The sequence below is a fragment of the Variovorax sp. Varisp46 genome (genome assembly GCF_059491885.1).
The window spans coordinates 610,096-627,666 of the sequence record NZ_CP168515.1; the positions used below are offsets into that span (position 1 = coordinate 610,096).

The window sequence follows — 17,571 nt, forward strand, 5'->3', positions numbered from 1 at the left end:
GCCTTGGGGCGGCCCGGCGGCGATCGCTGACATGCGCGCTGCAATCTGGCTCCTCGCCCTGTTCGCCGTCGCCGCGGCGGTCGCCCTGTTCGCGGGCAACAACCAGGGCACGATCACCGTGTTCTGGCCGCCATGGCGCGTCGATCTGTCGCTGAACCTCGTGCTCGTGATCCTGCTCGTGGCCTTCGTGCTGCTGCACGCGGCGCTGCGGGCGCTGGCGGCGCTGTTCTCGCTGCCGACGCAGGCGCGCCAGTGGCGGCTGCAGCAGAAGGAGCGCACGCTGCATGCGGCGCTGCTCGATGCGATGGTGCAGCTGATCGCGGGCCGTTTCTCGCGCGCGCGCAAGGCCGCGCAGGCCGCGCTCACGCAGGAGAAGACGCTGGCGGCACTCGGCGCCGGCCTGCCGCAGGCGCAGCAGGTGCGCGTGCTGTCGCACCTGCTGGCCGCCGAGAGCGCGCAGGCCCTGCAGGACAAGCCGGCGCGCGACGCGCATCTGCAGCAGGCCCTCAACGAAAGTGTGGACCGCGCCGTGCTCGCCAGCCCGGAGACGCGTGAAGGCGCGCAGCTGCGCGCGGCGCGCTGGGCGCTCGAAGACCGCGATGCGGCGGCGGCGCTCGCGCGGCTCGAAGAGCTGCCGCAAGGCGCGCAGCGCCGCACGCTGGCCCTGCGGTTGCGGCTCAAGGCGGCGCGGCAGGATCGCCGCACGCTCGAGGCGCTCGAAACCGCGCGCCTGCTGGCCAAGCACCGGGCGTTCTCGGAAGCCGCGGCGCAGAGCATCGTGCGCGGCCTCGCGACCGAGTTGCTGTCGGGCGCGCACGATCCTGCGCAGTTGCTTCGCGCCTGGACCGAACTCGATGCCAACGAACGCGGAATGCCCGAGGTGGCGATCCATGCCGCACAACGCATGGTCGCGTTGCGCGGCGACCTCGCGCTGGCGCGCGGCTGGCTGTTGCCGGCCTGGGAGCGCATGGTGGCCAATCCGCGTGGGCTGGGCGACGCGTTGCGCGTCAAGCTCGCGCGCGCGCTCGAAGCCGGGCTCGATTCGGTGGACGCCGACTGGCTGGCGCGCATTGAAAGTGCACAGCGCAACAACCCGCGCGACCCGAACCTGCAATACCTTGCGGGCATGGCCTGCATGAAGCGCCAGCTGTGGGGCAAGGCCCAGCAGTTGCTGACGCAGGCCGGCCTGGGACTGCAGGACACCGAGCTGTACCGCCGCGCCTGGCTCGCACTGGCCAGGCTGGCCGAAGACCGCAACGACACCGAGCAGGCTGCCGAGGCGTGGAAGCGCGCGGCGCAGGTCGAGAACAGCTGAGCGTCTGCAGCGGCGGGTGCAATGAGCGCGGGCGGGGCGCACTCCCGGAGTCCCGAGCGGGCCGCCATGACCGCGTCGTAGCCCGACGCGCCCTGAAGATATCCCGGCGATCCAGCCATGGTATTCGCGCGGCGATCCGAGCTGCCGGCTCATTGCAAGGCATAAAAAAACGGCGCCAGATGGCGCCGTTTTTGGTTGCGGGCGTGTGTCGCTCAGAGCGTGCGTTGCTGCTGCTCGAACGGCAGCGACATCGAGCCGAGGTCGCGGCGGGTTTCGACCAGCACCAGCGGACCTTCGTCGAGCACGACCACCGGCGGGCGTTCGCGCGGCACATGCACCGGCTTCGGCTCGGCCTCGATGGCGGCGCGGGCCTGGGCGATGCGCTCGGCGTCCGAGTTGACCCACTGCAGGCCCGAGTTCTCGGCGATCTGCGCGAGTTCGGCCAGCGGCAGCTCGAAGGACTGGACCTTGGGCAGTGCGCGGCCGTTGGCGGCTGCGGGCGCCTTGGCGCTTTCAACCACGATCGGTGCGGACACCGGTGCCGGGCGCTCGCTGCGGACCTGCTGTGGTGCGGCAACTTCTTGAGCTGCTTCGGCGCGTTCCGACACCAGCGGCAGTTGCTGCTGCGGACGGGACTCCGGGGCTTCCGCCGCGGCGCCTTCGGCGACCGGCGCGCCGGCCGTGTTGCCGGCTTCGGCTTCGTCGCGCGGGCCGCGTTCGCGGCGGTCACGGCCGTAGCGGTCGCGCGAACGGCCGCGGCGCTCGTCGCCTTCGCGGCGGGGCATCTGCTCGTTGTTGCCGTTGATGGCTTCATTGCCTTGCGCTGCATCGGAAACCGCGGCTTCGGCGCCGCGTGCATCCGCTTCGGCTTGCGGCGCATCGTTGCGGCGTTCGCGGCGGCCGTCGTTGCGGTCGCCACGATCGCCACCACGGTCACCACGCGGAGCGCGCTGTTCGTCGCGGCCGTTGCGGGGCTGGCGCTCGCCTTGTGCGGCTTCGTCGCCAGCGGGTGCCGCGTCGCCGCGCGGCTGGCCGTTGTCGCCGTTGCGCTCGGCGCGTTCGCCGCCACGGTCGTTGCCGCGTTCAGCACGTTCGCCACGCTCATTGCGCTCGCCACGTTCACGGCGTTCGCCGCGGGCGCGGGGTGCGCGTTCAACTGCGTTGCCTTCGTCGCCTGCGACGGCGCCGGATGCCAGTTGCTGGGCTTCCAGGCTGATGTTGCCGTCGAGGGCCTCGACCGGTGCGTTGTTGCGGCCTTCACGGCCTTCGCCTTCGCGGCGCTCGCCACGGCCGTTGCGGCGCTGTTCGCCGTCACGCGGTGCGCGCGCTTCACGCGGCTCGCGGGGCTCACGCTGCTCGCGCGGTTCGCGTTGTTCACGCGGCTGGTTGATGCCGTCGTTGCGCTGCTCGCTGCCGCGGCCTTCACGACCTTCACGACCTTCACGGCGCTCGCCGCCACGGCCACCACGGCGTTCGCCGTCGCGGCCACCGGAGCGCCCGCCGCTCTCGCCACGGCCTTCACCGCGACCTTCGCCACCACGGCCGCCGCGGCGCTGTTCGCCGTCACGTGCGCCGCCGCGTTGTTCGCCATCGCGGCCCGGACGGCCGTCGCGGCGGGGCTTCGGCGCCTCGACCGGAATCGCAGCCGGCGCAGGTGCTGCAGCGGGTGCCGGCGTGCTGCCGAACAGGTTCTTGATCCAGCCGAAGAAGCCGGTCTGCGCCGGAACCGGCGCACTCACCACGGGTGGAGCGACCGGCGCGGGCGCGGCGACAGGCGTGCGCACCGCTTCGGGCTTGGGTGGCACCACCGGCGCGGGAGCATCGGGCAGCACGCCCTTGATGACCGGCGTCTGCTTGTTGGTGGGCTCCTGCGAGCGGCGCGTGACCGAGGTCGGGTCTTCGATCTCGTCGGCCATCTTGTAGCTGGCTTCGATATGGTCGAGGCGCGGATCGTCGTGCTTCAGGCGCTCGAGCTTGTAGTTGGGCGTTTCGAGCGTCTTGTTGGGCACCATCAGCACGGTGACGCGCTGCTTGAGTTCGATCTTGGCGATTTCGGGGCGCTTTTCGTTCAGCAGGAACGAGGCGACTTCCACGGGCACCTGCACGTGCACGGCGGCCGTGTTGTCCTTCAGGCACTCTTCCTGAATGATGCGCAGGATCTGCAGCGCGCTCGACTCGGTGTCGCGGATGTGGCCCGAGCCGCCGCAGCGGGGGCAGGGGATCGACGAGCCTTCGCTGAGCGCGGGCTTCAGGCGCTGGCGGCTCATTTCCATCAGGCCGAACTTGCTGATCGAGCCGAACTGCACACGGGCGCGGTCTTGCCGCAGCGCGTCGCGCAGGCGGCTTTCGACCTCGCGGCGGTTCTTCGACTCGTCCATGTCGATGAAGTCGATGACGATCAGGCCGCCCAGGTCGCGCAGGCGCATCTGGCGGGCCACTTCGTCGGCGGCTTCGAGGTTGGTGCGGGTGGCGGTTTCCTCGATGTCGCCGCCCTTGATGGCGCGCGCCGAGTTCACGTCGACCGAGACCAGCGCTTCGGTGTGGTCGATCACGATGGCGCCGCCCGAGGGCAGCTGCACGGTGCGTGCGTAGGCCGATTCGATCTGGTGCTCGATCTGGAAGCGGCTGAACAGCGCCGCGTCGTCGCGGTAGCGCTTCACGCGGGCGGCATGCTCGGGCATGACGTGCGCCATGAACTGCTGCGCCTGGTCGTAGATGTCGTCGGTGTCGATCAGGATGTCGCCAATGTCGTGATTGAAGTAATCACGAATGGCGCGGATGACGAGCGACGATTCCTGGTAGATCAGGAAGGCGCCCTTGCCGCCCTTGGCCGCGCCGTCGATGGCGCTCCAGAGCTTGAGCAGGTAGTTCAGGTCCCACTGGAGTTCGGACGCGATGCGGCCGATGCCGGCGGTGCGCGCGATGATGCTCATGCCCTTGGGGTACTCGAGCTGGTCCATCGCCTCCTTGAGCTCGGCGCGGTCGTCGCCCTCGATGCGGCGAGAGACGCCGCCGCCACGGGGGTTGTTCGGCATCAGCACGACGTAGCGGCCGGCCAGCGAGATGAAGGTGGTGAGGGCCGCGCCCTTGTTGCCGCGTTCTTCCTTCTCGACCTGGACGGTGAGTTCCTGGCCTTCGCGGATCGCGTCCTGGATGCGGGCCTGGCTGGCCGACACGCCTTCGGCGAAGTACTGCTTGGAGATTTCCTTGAACGGCAGGAAGCCGTGGCGGTCTTCGCCGTAGTCGACGAAACAGGCTTCGAGCGAAGGCTCGACGCGGGTCACGACCGCCTTGTAGATGTTGCCCTTGCGCTGTTCGCGCCCTTCGATTTCGATTTCGTAGTCGAGCAGTTTCTGCCCGTCGACGATGGCCAGGCGGCGTTCTTCGGCCTGCGTGGCATTGATCAGCATCCGCTTCATGATGCGTTGTCCTTATATGTATCGTTCTACCGGCTCTTGACGAGCCAACGATGCACGGACGACGCCCGCGAAACCAGGGGAATTGCCGCTTGGGCCCCGGATGCTGTGACTGCCGCGCCGAGCGCGAGCAGGCCTCTCGAGCTTTAGCTCAAGAAGACAGCCGGGGTGGGGGCGCGTGGATGGGCGCGAGCCAGATTCGGTGTTGAGTGGCTATCTTTTTGATAGCCGGTTGCGCAAGGGTGGCGCGCGCCGCAGACGATTCAATGCCTGAGGCCGCTGGTCGAAACCAGGTCGGCCAGCGCAGGCACATTTGAATCAGCAGCATCAACACAACAAGGGACTCGCTTCGATCCGCCGGCAGCTTGGAAGCTGCAGGCTGGGTATTCCGTATCGGTGTTTCGTGGGTGTCGGCTTGACTTGGGTGCCTGGTCTGCCACTTTGCGCCATTGCGCGGGGTTTGCAGCTCGGCGCCAAAGCGGCATCGACCTCGCAGCGCTGTCCTGGGTATTTGATGGCAGTGGACTAAACTTCTGTCTAATCAAGCACTTACATGACCGCGCTGGTGAAAAACATTATAGGTGCGAAGCAGGGCCCGGCGGCTGCTCCAAATCCCGCAGACCCAAAAGCCCCAACCGAAACCGGGGCGCCGCATTCGGCCATCAAATTCCTCACGGTCGACGCCGAATCTGCCGGGCAGCGGCTCGACAACTTCCTGTTCCGCCATCTGAAAGGCGTCCCGAAGACGCACGTCTACCGGATCATCCGGTCCGGCGAGGTGCGCATCAACAAGGGCCGGGCGCAGGCCGAAACCCGCATCGAGGTGGGCGACGTGCTGCGGCTGCCGCCGATCCGCATCTCGCCCCGCGCGGAAGAGGGCGCGGCTCCGCCCGCGCCGGCGCGCGAGTTCCCGGTGCTGCTGGAAGACGATGCCGTGCTGGCCATCGACAAGCCGGCCGGCGTGGCCGTCCATGGCGGCAGCGGCGTGAGCTTTGGCGTGATCGAGCAATTGCGCACGGCGCGGCCCGCCGCCAAATTCCTGGAACTGGTGCATCGGCTGGACCGCGAAACCTCCGGCATCCTGCTGGTCGCCAAGAAGCGCAGCGCGCTGGTCGCGCTGCAGGACCAGTTCCGTGAACGCGAGACCGGCAAGACCTACCTGGCGCTGGTCGAGGGAGCCTGGCCCGCCAACAAGAAGGTGCTCGATGCGCCGCTCGCCAAGTATCTGTTGCCCGACGGCTCCGGTGCGGGCGCCGGCGAGCGCCGTGTGCGCGTGGTCGCCAAGGACCATCCGGATGCCATGCGCGCCGTCACGCTGGTGCGCGTGCTGGCACGGTTGTCGCTGCCGGGGGATGCCACGCCGCTGTCATTGCTTGCGGTGACGATCAAGACCGGCCGCACGCACCAGATCCGCGTCCACCTCGCGTCGGCCGGCCATCCGATTGCGGGCGACGACAAATACGGCGAGTCCGAACGTCAGCGTGCGCTGCAGAAACTCGGCCTCAAGCGCATGTTCCTGCATGCCTGGCGGCTGCAATTCAACCACCCGGCCAGCGGTGATCGCGTGGCGCTGCAGGCCGGCTTGCCGCCCGAGTTGCACGCGCTCATGCCGCCTGCTGCCCTCGAGGCACTGGCCCAACACCCCGTTCCGACGCTCCATGACTGATTCCCCCAGCCCCCTTCGCTTCGACCTGATCGCCTTCGACTGGGACGGCACGCTCTACGACTCCACGCGCCTGATCGTGCGCTGCATCCAGGCGGCGGTGATCGACGTCGGTGGTGCCAAGCCGAGCGAGAACGACGCCGCCTGGGTGATCGGCCTGGGCCTGGCCGAGGCGCTCGCCCGCGCGGCGCCCGACGTGCCGAAGGAAAAATATGCCGAACTCGGCGCGCGCTACCGCTATCACTACCTCCAGCACCAGGACGACCTCGTGCTTTTCGACGGCGTGCTGCAGATGCTCGATGCGCTGCGCGCGCGCGGCCACAAGCTGGCCGTGGCCACGGGCAAGTCGCGCCGCGGCCTCAACGAAGCGCTCAGGTCGGTCGCGCTGCGCGACCGCTTCGACGCCTCGCGCACGGCCGACGAAACCTTCGGCAAGCCGCATCCGCGCATGCTGCTGGAGCTGATGGAAGAACTCGACGTGCCGCCGGAACGCACCCTGATGATCGGCGACACCACGCACGACCTGCAGCTCGCCCAGAACGCGGGCGCCGCCAGCGTGGGCGTGAGCTACGGCGCGCACGAACCGGCCAGCTTCGACGAATTCAAGCCGCTGCACATCGCGCATTCGGTGGCCGGGCTGGAAGCCTGGCTTCTCGACAACGCCTGAGACCCCGCCATGAGCGACGAAGAACGCATTCCGCTGTGCAATGCCTCGGACCTGGTCGAAGGTGGCCTGGCCGTGCCTTTCGACGTGGTCTACGGCGGGGAAACATGCCGCGCTTTCGCGGTGCGTTTCGAGGGGCGGCCGCATGCGTTTCTCAACCGGTGCAGCCATGTCGCGATGGAGCTCGACTTCCAGCCCGACCGCTTCTTCGACGACACCGGGCAGTGGCTGCTGTGCGCCACGCACGGCGCGGTCTACAAGCCCGACACCGGTGAATGCATGGGCGGCCCATGCCGCGGTGGCCTCGTGAAGATCGCCCTGAGCGAGCAGGACGGCGTGGTGCACTGGCATACTGACTGGAACCTTCACCCCCTGACCTTCTGACATGACCGACCCGAACCGAACGGAACCCGAAGGGTTCGAGCCATTTGAGCCGGCCCCCTCCAAGAACATGGCCAAAGATCCCACGCAGCGCCCCGGATGGGAGCGCGCCACGCTCGAAAAGCTCGCCTTCGCTTCGCTGAACGAACAGAGGGCCACGCGCCGCTGGAAGACCTTCGTACGCCTGTCGTGGCTGGCTTTCTTCGTCTTCCTGGCGTGGTTCGCGCTCTCGCGCGGCACGCCGAGCGCGGCCAAGACCACGGCCCACACGGCCGTCGTCGAGATCAAGGGCGAAATCGCCAACGGCGGGGATGCGAGCGCGGAATTCGTGGTCGCTGCGATGAAGACGGCCTTCGAGGACGAGGGCGCCAAGGGCGTGGTCTTGCTGATCAACTCGCCCGGCGGCAGTCCGGTGCAGGCCGGCATCATCAACGACGAGATCAAGCGCCTGAAGGCCAAGTACAAGAAGCCGGTCTATGCCGTGGTCGAGGAAACCTGCGCTTCGGCTGCCTATTACATCGCTGCTGCCACCGACAAGATCTTCGTCGACAAGGCCAGCATCGTCGGCAGCATCGGCGTGCTGATGGACGGCTTCGGCTTCACGGGCGTGATGGAGAAGGTTGGCGTCGAGCGCCGCCTGCTGACCGCCGGCGAGAACAAGGGCTTCCTCGATCCCTTCAGCCCGATGAGCGATGCGCAGCGCGCCCATGCGCAGACGATGCTGAACCAGATCCACACGCAGTTCATCAACGTGGTCAAGGCCGGCCGCGGCGACCGCCTGAAGCTCGACACTCCGGGCCTGTTCAGCGGCCTGTTCTGGAGCGGCGAGCAGGCGGTCGAATTCGGCCTTGCCGACCAGCTGGGCAACGTCGACTTCGTGGCGCGCGAAGTCATCAAGGCCGAAGAGGTGATCGACTACACGCGGCGCGACAACGTGGCCGAGAAGCTGGCCAAGAAATTCGGCGCCGCGATGGCCGAAACCACGGTGCGCCTCATGCACACCGCTCCGGCCCTGCGCTGATTTCCTATTTGTTGTTCTCGCCGCTGGCGGTGTAGCGCGCCGACGCCGCCAGCGCCGCGGCGAAGGCCACGACCACATAGAGCGCGGCGGTCAGCGAGGTCGCCCGCGCCAGCAGCCCGATTGCCGCCGGGCCCGCCATGAATCCCAGGTACGCCAGGGCCGAGACCGATGCAATGCCTCGCGCAGGCTCGATGCCCGGCACCTTCGCCGAAGCCGAAAACAGGATCGGCACCACGTTCGCAAAGCCGACGCCTACTCCCGCGAAGCCGATCAGCGCCAGCCACGGCAGGTCGGTGGCCAGTACCAGCGTCATCGCTAGCGCTGCCAGGAGGCCGCTGCCGAGCAGCAGGGTGGTCGGTGCGAAGCGGGCGCGCATCGCGTCGCCGCCGAAACGCGCCGCCGCCATTGCGGCCGAGAAGCTCGCATAAGCCAGCGCGGCCTGTTGTTGCGGGCTGCCGATTTCCTGCTGCATGTAGAGCACGCTCCAGTCGTAGATGGCGCCCTCGGCGATCAGTCCCAGCGCGGCCAGCACGCCCAGTACCGCGAGTGCGCCGCGGGGCAGCAGGAAGCCATGATCGGCCTCGGTGGCTCCGCTGGTGGCGGCTCTGGGCAGCATGCGTGTCGAGGCCGCGGCGACGAGCAGCGCCATTGCTGCGGCGACCAGAAGCAGGTGCGCCTGCGCGCCGAGTCCGGCTGCCAGCGCGGCGCTGCCGCTCGCGGCGCCGGCCATGCCGCCCAGGCTGAACATGCCGTGCATGCCGCTCATCAAGGGCGCGTCTCCGTGCAGTTCGAGCTGCGCCGCCTCGGTGTTGATCGACACGTCGAACACGCTGGTCACGAGGCCGAAGGCGGCCAGCAGGCCCAGCAGGGCGGCATAGCCGGGCATCGCGATCAGGCCGGCCAGCAGCAGCGCGTAGATGCAGCCGCAGATGCCGGCCACGCGGCGCGGGCCGTGGCGTCCGATCCAGCGGCCCGCGCTGGTCAGGCCGAACATCGCGCCGGCACCGGCCGCGAGCATCGCCAGGCCGAGCTGCGCCTCGTCGATGCCGTAGTGCGCCTTGACCGTCGGCACGTGCACGCCCCAGGTCGCGAAGATGAAGCCGGCGCAAAAGAACTGCGCGCGCGATGCCCATCGCGTGGCTGCGGTAACGCCGCCCATCGTCAGCGTCCGATGGCGAACACGGCGGGCAGGCGTTCGTCTGTCGTGGCTTGCGGCTTGGCGGCGCGCCAGGACTTGATCGTCTCGCTGCGCACGTGGGCGGTGGCGAGCGTCAGGCCGCGCGCCACGGCGAGCCGGGTGTTGTGCTGCAGGGTCTGCACGAGCGCCTGCAGCAGCGCGGCGTTGCGGTAGGGCGTTTCGATGAACAGCTGCGTCTGGCCGGACTTGAGCGCGAGCGCTTCGAGCTCGCGGATGCGGGTCTGGCGTTCAACGGCGTCCTGCGGCAGGTAGCCGACAAAGGCGAAGTTCTGGCCATTGAGCCCGCTTGCTGCAAGCGCCAGCAGCAGTGAAACGGGGCCGGTCAGCGGCACCACCGTGATGCCCAGGTCGTGAGCGGCGCGCGCCACCGAGGAGCCCGGATCGGCCACCGCCGGCATGCCGGCTTCGCTCAGCAGGCCGATGTCGTGGCCTTCGAGCGCGGCGGCCAGCAGGGGGCGGGCATCGAACTGGCCGGCATGATCGCCTTTCTTGTGCACTTCGCGCGGCAGCTCCTGGATGGCTTGAGCCTGCAGTGGTGCAGCCAGCGGCGCGACTGCGTCGATGCGCTTGAGGTAGGCGCGCGCGGACTTCGCGTTCTCGCAGATCCAGTGGGTGATGCCGGCGGCCGCCTGCAGCGTGCCCAGCGGCAGGGCGTCCTGCAGCGGGGCTTGCACATCGCAGCCGAAGTCGAGCGGCGCGGGTACGAGGTAGAGCTTGCCCTTTTGTCGTGTCACAGCAGATCGACCCCCGCTGCGCGCAGCATCTGGCAGGTGCGGATCAACGGCAGGCCGACCAGTGCGGTCGGGTCGTCGCTGTCGATCGCGCTCAGCAATGCGATGCCCAGGCCTTCGCTCTTGGCGCTGCCGGCGCAGTCGTAGGGCTGCTCGGCTTGCAGATAGTGTTCGATGGCGGTGTCGGTGAGGTCGCGAAACACCACGCGCACGGGGGCGGTGTCGCGCTGGGCGAAGCCGGTGGCGTGACAGACGACGGCCACGGCTGTCTGAAAGATCAGCGTCTGGCCGCGCATGCGGCGCAGCTGGGCGGTGGCGCGGGCGTGGTCGCCGGGCTTGCCGAGCGCTTCGCCCGCCAGGTCGGCCACCTGGTCGGAACCGATGACCACGGCGTCGGGAAAGCGGGCGGCCACGGCGTTCGCCTTTTCCAGCGCGAGGCGAACGGCGAGGTCATGCGGTGTTTCGCCGGCAAGAGGTGTTTCATCGACTTCCGGCGAGTGCACTTCGAAGGGCAGGCGCAGGCGGGAGAGCAATTCGCGGCGGTAGCGCGAGGTCGAGGCGAGGATCACGGTGCGTTGCATGGGGACGATTGTGCGTGAGCCGCTCAAGACCCTCCGCCATGTCCCGCCCGGGGGGGCGTCCGGCGCGCTAGACTGCCGCGGATGAAGAGAGAATTTGCCCCCGAACGGCTCAATGTGCCGGGCTTTGCCGCCGCTGCCGCCACCCTGGAAGCCACCGACCCGGTTCCTGACTACGAGCGCCTGGCCGCCGAACTGGCCGTTCCGGCGCCCGATGCGTTGGTCCGGTGGGCGGCCCATGGGGAAGAACGCCCCGGCGCGGATGGCAAGGCAACGCCCTGGCTGCATCTGGAGGCCGAAGCCGTGGTGCCACTGGTTTGCCAGCGCTGCCTGTCGCCCGTCGATTCCCTGCTGTCGGTGGATCGCTGGTTCCGCTTCGTGGCCGATGAGGCCACCGCCGAGGCGCAGGACGAGGAGTCCGAGGAAGACCTGCTCGTCGTGAGCCGGGATTTCGACCTGCGCGCCCTGATCGAGGACGAACTGCTGATGGAAATCCCCGTCATGCCCGCCCACGATGTCTGCCCGACGCCGGTACAGCTTTCGTCCAGCGACGAAGACTTCAAGGCGGCCGAAGAAGCCAAGCCGAACCCTTTTGCGGTGCTCGGTGCGTTGCGTTCGCGCAAGCCGGAAGATGAGAAATAGCTCTTTCCTGCCGGCTGGGCTATAATCATGGGCTTCGCGCGCGCCGCCGTGAGCAGCGATACAGGTAGCAACGAGAGGGGCATTCCATACATGCCGCTGAAGTTTCTGTATTGCCACCGCTTGAGCCCGCATCCAATCACTCACCTAACAGTCCAGGAGCCATCATGGCCGTCCAGCAAAACAAGAAGTCGCCTTCCAAGCGCGGCATGCACCGTTCCCACAATGCGCTGGTCGTTCCCGGCATCGCCGTGGAGCCGACCACCGGCGAAACGCACCTGCGCCACCACATCAGCCCCAACGGTTTCTACCGTGGCCGCCAGGTGCTCAAGAACAAGTCCGAAGCCTGATTCCGCATCCCAAGGCCAAGGCCCGAAGCTACTTCTGCCGTAGCGTCGGGCCTTTGTTTTGATGGCTACGCCTTCTTCTCCCGAAATCACTGCTGCGCCTTCCGCAATCACGCTCGCCGTGGATTGCATGGGGGGCGACCATGGGCCGCGCGTCACGCTCGCGGCCTGCCGCGCATTTCTCGAGCGGCACAGCGAGGCCTCGTTGCTGCTGGTCGGTGCGCCGGCCGCGCTGGCGGGATTTGCCGCGCATCCGCGTGCCCGCATCGTCGCTGCCAGCGAAGTGGTGGGCATGGACGACCCGATTGAAATCGCTCTGCGCAAGAAGAAAGACTCTTCGATGCGCGTGGCAATCCAGCAGGTAAAGGACGGCGCTGCCCAGGCAGCGGTCTCGGCCGGCAACACCGGCGCCTTGATGGCAATTGCCCGCTATCTGCTCAAGACGCTGGAAGGCATCGACCGCCCGGCCATCGCGCCACAGTTGCCGAACGCGAAGGGCGGGGCGACAACGGTGCTCGACCTGGGCGCAAATGTCGATTGCGATGCTGAGGACCTGCTTCAGTTCGCGGTGCTCGGTTCGGCGCTGGTCTCGGCGTTGACCGGTAACGAGGCGCCTTCGGTCGGCTTGCTCAATATTGGCGAAGAAGCCATCAAGGGCAGCGAAACCATCAAAAAAGCAAGCCAACTGCTGCGTACAGCTGCCAATTCCAAGGATCTGAACTTCTACGGAAACGTGGAAGGCAACGATATCTTCAAGGGCACCACCGATATCGTCGTTTGCGACGGGTTCGTCGGAAACGTGGCTCTGAAGGCCAGCGAAGGCGTGGCCTCCATGATTGGCGAGTTCATTCGAGTCGAGTTTTCGCGAAGCGTTTTCACGAAGCTTGCTGCAATTGTTGCCTATCCGGTCCTAAAAGCATTTAAAACTCGCCTGGATCATCGGCGGTACAACGGCGCAGCGCTGCTGGGCCTGCGTGGCCTGGTTTTCAAGAGCCATGGCTCGGCTGACGAAGTGGCTTTCGGCCATGCGCTGGATCGCGCTTATGATGCCGCTCGCAACAACCTGCTCGATCGCGTGCGGGCCCGCATCGCCCACGCCGCGCCTTTGCTCGCGCGGCAGGACCCGGCGGCGCCGGTCGACGCGACGGCCCTTCACGTTTGATGACCCCTCCTTACTCACGCATTACCGGCACCGGCAGCTACCTGCCTCCACGCCGCGTGACCAATGACGATCTCGCCAAGGATCTGGCGACGCGCGGCATCGAAACCTCCGACCAATGGATTGTCGAACGCACCGGCATCCATGCGCGGCACTTCGCCGCGCCGGACGTCACGAGCAGCGACCTTGGTTTCGAAGCGGCCCGGCACGCCCTGGAAGCCGCCGGCCGCAAGGCCAGCGACGTCGACCTGATCATCGTCGCGACCTCGACGCCCGACATGGTGTTCCCGTCGTCGGCCGCCATCCTGCAGAACAAGCTCGGCATTGCCGGCTGCCCGGCATTCGACGTCCAGGCGGTCTGCAGCGGCTTCGTCTATGCGCTCACCGTTGCCGACGCGATGATCCGCACCGGCTCCGCGCGCTGCGCACTGGTGGTGGGCGCCGAAGTGTTCTCCCGCATCCTCGACTTCAATGACCGCACCACCTGCGTGCTGTTCGGCGACGGCGCGGGCGCGGTGGTGCTCGAAGCCAGTCAGGAGCCCGGCATCCTGGCCAGCGACCTGCATGCGGACGGAAAGCACGTCGGCATTCTTTGCGTGCCGGGCCACGTGTCCGGCGGCAACGTGCTGGGCACGCCGCTGCTGCACATGGATGGCCAGGCCGTCTTCAAGCTCGCAGTGCGCGTGCTCGAGGAAGCTGCGCGCACCACGCTGGCCAAGGCCGGCAAGACCGATGCCGATATCGACTGGCTCATCCCGCACCAGGCCAACATCCGCATCATGGAAGGTACGGCGAAGAAGCTGAAGCTTCCGCGCGAGAGATTGATCGTCACGGTGAACGAGCACGGCAACACCTCCGCTGCATCGATTCCGCTGGCGCTCGATGAGGGCGTGCGCTCCGGCAAGGTGAAAAAGGGCCAGACACTCATGCTCGAGGGCGTGGGCGGCGGCTTCACCTGGGGCGCGGTGCTGTTGAATCTGTAGTGCGTTGCAGCGCCCGGAAGAGGGTGCTGCGATGCAAGATGACGCTTGAAACAATGAAATCCTTTGCTTTTGTCTTTCCGGGTCAGGGCTCGCAGGCCGTCGGCATGCTCGACGCCTGGGGCGATCATCCGGCTGTGGCCGAAACGCTTCGCGAAGCTTCCGAAGCGCTCGGCGAAGACATCGGTGCGTTGATCAAGAATGGTCCCAAGGAAGAGCTGGCGCTCACCACCAACACCCAGCCCGTGATGCTGGTTGCCGGCGTGGCCGCGTGGCGTGCCTGGCTGGCGGAGGGAGGCGCGACGCCTTCCGCCGTGGCCGGCCATTCGCTTGGCGAGTATTCCGCGCTGGTGGCTTCGGGCGTGCTCACGCTCGCGCAGGCCGCGCCGCTGGTGCGTTTTCGCGCGCAGGCGATGCAGCAGGCGGTGCCTGTCGGTGTCGGCGCAATGGCTGCGGTGCTTGGCATGGAGTCGGGCAAGGTAGTGGCCGGGTGTGCGGAAGCCACGGCCAGTTTTGGCGCCGGCAGTGCGGAAATCGTCGAGGCGGTGAATTTCAACGACCCGATGCAGACCGTGATCGCCGGCAGCAAGGCCGCGGTCGACAAGGCCTGCGAACTGCTCAAGGCCAACGGCGCCAAGCGCGCGCTGCTGCTGCCGGTTTCGGCTCCGTTCCATTCGAGCCTCATGAAACCCGCGGCGCAAGCATTGCGCGAGAAGCTGGCTTCCATTGAACTGGCCGCGCCACAGATTCCCGTGCTGAACAATATCGACGTTGCCGTTGAAACCGATGCCAACCGCATTCGCGACGCCCTGGTGCGGCAGGCTGCCGGCCCGGTGCGCTGGGTCGAGAGCGTGCAGGCCTTGAAACTGCGCGGTATAGCCGCCATCATCGAATGCGGTCCCGGCAAGGTGCTGGCCGGCATGGTGAAGCGCATCGCCCCCGATCTGGAAGCCGCGTCGGTGTACGACCCGGCCACGCTCGCGGACACCCGACAATCGCTCGCCGGCTGAACCGGCAAGGCCCCGACACTTTTTCTTATGAGCATTCCCAAATTCGAAGGGCAAGTCGCCCTGGTCACCGGCGCAACGCGCGGCATCGGCGCGGCGATCGCGCTGGAACTTGCCCAGCGCGGCCTCAAGGTCGTGGGCACCGGCACCACCGATGACGGCGCGGCCAAGATCACCTCGGCCCTCAGTGCCTTCGACGGCCGCGGCCGTGCACTCGACGTGAATGACGGCGCCGCCGTCGAGGCCCTGATCGACGAGATCGTGCAGGCCTACGGCGCAATCCACGTGCTGGTGAACAACGCCGGCATCACGCGCGACACGCTCGCCATGCGCATGAAGGACAGCGACTGGGATGCGGTGCTCGACACCAACCTCAAGGCCGTCTTCTCGCTCTCGCGCGCGGTGATCCGGCCGATGATGAAGCAGCGCTACGGCCGCATCATCAGCATCACCAGCGTGGTTGGCGCTTCCGGCAACGCCGGCCAGGCCAACTATGCGGCCGCCAAGGCCGGCGTCGCGGGCATGACCCGTGCGCTGGCCCGCGAACTGGGCAGCCGCAACATCACCGTCAACTGCGTCGCACCCGGTTTCATCGAGACCGACATGACGGCCAGCCTTCCCGAAGCCCAGCAACAGGCGCTGCTCCAGCAGATTCCGCTGGGCCACCTGGGCAAGCCGGCCGACATCGCGCACGCGGTGGCTTACCTCGCATCGCCCCAGGCGTCCTACGTCACGGGGCAGGAGCTGCACGTCAACGGCGGCATGCACATGTAGCCGCAAGGCGCAAATTTCCCCGTACCGGGTGCACGGCAAATGCCACAATGCGCCCGGCTAAAATCCACCGATTACCTACAACCCTCAGAGGGAACCAAATGAGCGATATCGAAGCACGTGTCAAGAAAATCATCGCCGAGCAGCTCGGCGTGGAAGAGTCCCAAGTGACGAATGAAAAGGCCTTCGTGGCCGACCTCGGCGCGGACTCGCTCGACACGGTCGAACTCGTGATGGCACTCGAAGACGAATTCGGCATCGAAATTCCCGACGAAGATGCCGAGAAGATCACCACGGTGCAAAACGCCGTCGACTACGCCACCAAGAATCAAAAGGCCTGATAGGCCAGCTGACAACACTGCAACTGCGGCCGGCGGCTTTTACTTGAACCGCTCGCGCCGACAGGCAACTGTTCAGCGCTTCCAGAAAGGTTTGCCGGCATGACCAAACGCCGCGTCGTCGTGACCGGACTCGGTTGCATCGCTCCTGTCGGAAACACCGCAACCGAATCCTGGGCCAACCTGTTGGCCGGGAAGTCGGGTATTGCGAACATCACCGCGTTCGATGCAAGCGCCTTCGCCTGCAAGTTCGCCGGTGAGGTCAAAGGTTTCGACATCACCCAATACATCTCGGAGAAAGAAGCGCGTCACATGGACCGCTTCATTCATCTGGGACTCGCCGCCGCCATCCAGGCGGTGCAGGATAGCGGACTGCCGACCGGCGAAGCGCTGTCCTATGAAAAAGCCGTGCGCATCGGCTGCAACATCGGCTCCGGCATCGGCGGACTGCCGATGATCGAAGAAACGCACGGCGAATACGCGAATCGCGGCCCGCGCCGCATCTCGCCGTTCTTCGTGCCGGCGTCGATCATCAACATGATCTCGGGCCACGTCTCGATCAAGTACGGCTTCAAGGGCCCGAACATCGCTGTCGTCACGGCCTGTACCACCGGCCTGCATGCCATTGGCACGTCGGCACGCATGATCGAGTACGGCGATGCCGACGTGATGATCGCGGGCGGTGCGGAATCGACCATTTCCCCGCTCGGCATCGGCGGCTTCACGGCGCCTCGCGCGTTGAGCACGCGCAACGACGATCCCGCCACGGCCTCGCGCCCGTGGGACAAGGACCGCGATGGTTTCGTGCTGGGCGAGGGCGCCGGCGTGCTGGTGCTTGAAGAGTACGAACACGCCAAGGCGCGCGGCGCCAAGATCTATGCCGAAGTCGCGGGCTTCGGCCTGACGGGCGATGCGTACCACATGACCGCGCCGGACGTCGACGGCCCGCGCCGCTCGATGGCCATGGCGCTGGCCAATGCCGGCGTCAATGCCGACCAGGTGCAGTACCTCAACGCGCACGGCACCTCGACGCAGATCGGCGACCTCAACGAGACCAACGCGGTCAAGCTGGCATTCGGCGATCACGCGAAGAAGCTCGTCGTGAATTCGACCAAGTCCATGACCGGCCACCTGCTGGGCGGCGCGGGGGGCATCGAATCGGTGTTCACGGTGATGGCGCTGCACGAGCAGAAGAGCCCGCCGACCATCAACATCTTCAACCAGGATCCGGAGTGCGATCTCGACTACTGCGCCAACGAGGCGCGCGATCTGAAGATCGATGTCGCGGTCAAGAACAACTTCGGCTTCGGCGGCACCAACGGCACGCTGGTGTTCAAGCGCGCTTGAGCAGCATTGCTCTTTC

At 67.1% G+C, this 17,571-nt stretch carries 17 protein-coding genes; 13 read left to right on the forward strand and 4 right to left on the reverse strand.

The features are described from left to right. The first annotated feature begins 31 nt into the window (after window positions 1-31). Window positions 32-1,315 (forward strand): heme biosynthesis protein HemY, encoded by a 1,284-nt coding sequence (locus tag ACEN9N_RS02770; protein WP_495655319.1) that lies wholly within the window; start codon window positions 32-34, stop codon window positions 1,313-1,315. A 212-nt stretch (window positions 1,316-1,527) separates the two neighbouring features. On the opposite strand, the gene ACEN9N_RS02775 is transcribed toward ACEN9N_RS02770, so the two are convergent. Further along, the gene (locus ACEN9N_RS02775; protein ID WP_495655320.1) at window positions 1,528-4,734 is read right to left on the reverse strand and encodes an Rne/Rng family ribonuclease; all 3,207 of its coding nucleotides are present in this window, start codon (window positions 4,732-4,734) and stop codon (window positions 1,528-1,530) included. 562 nt (window positions 4,735-5,296) lie between these two features. Here ACEN9N_RS02775 and ACEN9N_RS02780 point away from each other — a divergent pair. From ACEN9N_RS02780 to ACEN9N_RS02795, 4 genes are read left to right on the forward strand one after another with little or no spacing between them, the layout of a single operon-like run. Then, window positions 5,297-6,397 carry an RluA family pseudouridine synthase gene (locus tag ACEN9N_RS02780; RefSeq protein ID WP_413315009.1) on the forward strand — a complete coding sequence of 367 codons (1,101 nt, stop codon included), beginning with the start codon at window positions 5,297-5,299 and terminating at the stop codon, window positions 6,395-6,397. Further along, window positions 6,390-7,061 carry an HAD family hydrolase gene (locus ACEN9N_RS02785; protein ID WP_007830459.1) on the forward strand — a complete coding sequence of 224 codons (672 nt, stop codon included), beginning with the start codon at window positions 6,390-6,392 and terminating at the stop codon, window positions 7,059-7,061. Before ACEN9N_RS02780 ends, ACEN9N_RS02785 begins: the two co-directional genes overlap by 8 nt. Window positions 7,062-7,070: 9 nt before the next feature. Further along, complete coding sequence (locus ACEN9N_RS02790) at window positions 7,071-7,442, forward strand: Rieske (2Fe-2S) protein (protein WP_495655321.1); 372 nt, start codon at window positions 7,071-7,073, stop codon at window positions 7,440-7,442. Between the two features lies 1 nt (window position 7,443). Beyond that, on the forward strand, window positions 7,444-8,460 hold the full coding sequence (locus ACEN9N_RS02795) for a S49 family peptidase (RefSeq protein WP_007830461.1): 1,017 nt from the start codon (window positions 7,444-7,446) through the stop codon (window positions 8,458-8,460). A 4-nt stretch (window positions 8,461-8,464) separates the two neighbouring features. Here ACEN9N_RS02795 and ACEN9N_RS02800 read toward each other — a convergent pair whose 3' ends face one another. Genes ACEN9N_RS02800 through ACEN9N_RS02810 form a run of 3 tightly spaced genes read right to left on the reverse strand, consistent with a single transcriptional unit; the run spans window position 8,465 to window position 10,970 of the window. Next, the gene (locus ACEN9N_RS02800; protein ID WP_413314999.1) at window positions 8,465-9,619 is read right to left on the reverse strand and encodes an MFS transporter; all 1,155 of its coding nucleotides are present in this window, start codon (window positions 9,617-9,619) and stop codon (window positions 8,465-8,467) included. A 2-nt stretch (window positions 9,620-9,621) separates the two neighbouring features. Further along, complete coding sequence (locus ACEN9N_RS02805) at window positions 9,622-10,392, reverse strand: SAM-dependent methyltransferase (protein WP_413314998.1); 771 nt, start codon at window positions 10,390-10,392, stop codon at window positions 9,622-9,624. Continuing rightward, on the reverse strand, window positions 10,389-10,970 hold the full coding sequence (locus ACEN9N_RS02810) for a Maf family nucleotide pyrophosphatase (protein WP_413314997.1): 582 nt from the start codon (window positions 10,968-10,970) through the stop codon (window positions 10,389-10,391). Before ACEN9N_RS02810 ends, ACEN9N_RS02805 begins: the two co-directional genes overlap by 4 nt. Window positions 10,971-11,051: 81 nt before the next feature. Here ACEN9N_RS02810 and ACEN9N_RS02815 point away from each other — a divergent pair, with 81 nt between their 5' ends. The 8 genes from ACEN9N_RS02815 to fabF all read left to right on the forward strand — a co-directional run bounded on the left by ACEN9N_RS02815 (window position 11,052) and on the right by fabF (window position 17,555). Beyond that, a complete protein-coding gene (locus tag ACEN9N_RS02815) occupies window positions 11,052-11,609 on the forward strand; it encodes a YceD family protein (protein ID WP_495655322.1) in 558 nt (185 codons plus the stop codon). A 164-nt stretch (window positions 11,610-11,773) separates the two neighbouring features. After that, window positions 11,774-11,956, forward strand: coding sequence for a 50S ribosomal protein L32 (gene rpmF, locus ACEN9N_RS02820; protein WP_007830466.1), 183 nt, complete (start codon window positions 11,774-11,776; stop codon window positions 11,954-11,956). A 61-nt stretch (window positions 11,957-12,017) separates the two neighbouring features. Next, complete coding sequence (gene plsX / locus ACEN9N_RS02825; RefSeq protein ID WP_081502619.1) at window positions 12,018-13,115, forward strand: phosphate acyltransferase PlsX; 1,098 nt, start codon at window positions 12,018-12,020, stop codon at window positions 13,113-13,115. Next, complete coding sequence (locus ACEN9N_RS02830) at window positions 13,115-14,095, forward strand: beta-ketoacyl-ACP synthase III (RefSeq protein ID WP_007830468.1); 981 nt, start codon at window positions 13,115-13,117, stop codon at window positions 14,093-14,095. The genes plsX and ACEN9N_RS02830 overlap by 1 nt, the downstream gene beginning before the upstream one ends. A gap of 53 nt (window positions 14,096-14,148) precedes the next feature. After that, window positions 14,149-15,102, forward strand: a complete 954-nt coding sequence (gene fabD, locus ACEN9N_RS02835) for an ACP S-malonyltransferase (RefSeq protein WP_007830469.1) — start codon at window positions 14,149-14,151, stop codon at window positions 15,100-15,102. Between the two features lie 27 nt (window positions 15,103-15,129). Next, window positions 15,130-15,873, forward strand: coding sequence for a 3-oxoacyl-ACP reductase FabG (fabG, locus tag ACEN9N_RS02840; RefSeq protein ID WP_056510018.1), 744 nt, complete (start codon window positions 15,130-15,132; stop codon window positions 15,871-15,873). 98 nt (window positions 15,874-15,971) lie between these two features. Continuing rightward, entirely contained in the window at window positions 15,972-16,211 is a 240-nt protein-coding gene (gene acpP / locus ACEN9N_RS02845; RefSeq protein ID WP_007830471.1) for an acyl carrier protein, read from the forward strand. A gap of 99 nt (window positions 16,212-16,310) precedes the next feature. Then, the gene (fabF, locus tag ACEN9N_RS02850; RefSeq protein WP_007830472.1) at window positions 16,311-17,555 is read left to right on the forward strand and encodes a beta-ketoacyl-ACP synthase II; all 1,245 of its coding nucleotides are present in this window, start codon (window positions 16,311-16,313) and stop codon (window positions 17,553-17,555) included. Window positions 17,556-17,571: the final 16 nt, after the last annotated feature.